The organism is Rhodosalinus halophilus (assembly GCF_003298775.1).
Classification (GTDB): domain Bacteria; phylum Pseudomonadota; class Alphaproteobacteria; order Rhodobacterales; family Rhodobacteraceae; genus Rhodosalinus; species Rhodosalinus halophilus.
Map to the genome: position 1 here is coordinate 1 of NZ_QNTQ01000067.1, position 240 is coordinate 240.

A 240-nucleotide genomic window follows, 5' to 3' on the forward strand; every position below is an offset into this window, starting at 1 on the left:
TCTTTTTGCCGCCTCCCCCGCCCCGCACCACGCGCCCAAAACCCTCAGAAAACGAAGTCCTCCCCCGAATAGGCCAGACCCACGCCAATCTCCAAAACCGCAATCCCCTGGAGCAGGATCGTGCCCTGCGAGGACTGAATCTGCGCCGTGCCGCCCACGTCGGCGAGGTGATTTGCGACGAGGTCCGTGAAGTCGACGATCTCGGCGATCGCGGAGAGATCGATCCGCTCGTCGTCGCCG

At 64.2% G+C, this 240-nt stretch carries 1 pseudogene; it reads right to left on the minus strand.

The annotated features are described in order from the left end of the window. Positions 1 to 44: 44 nt before the first annotated feature. Positions 45 to 240: pseudogene (locus tag DRV85_RS19300) on the minus strand (hypothetical protein); the annotation flags it as partial.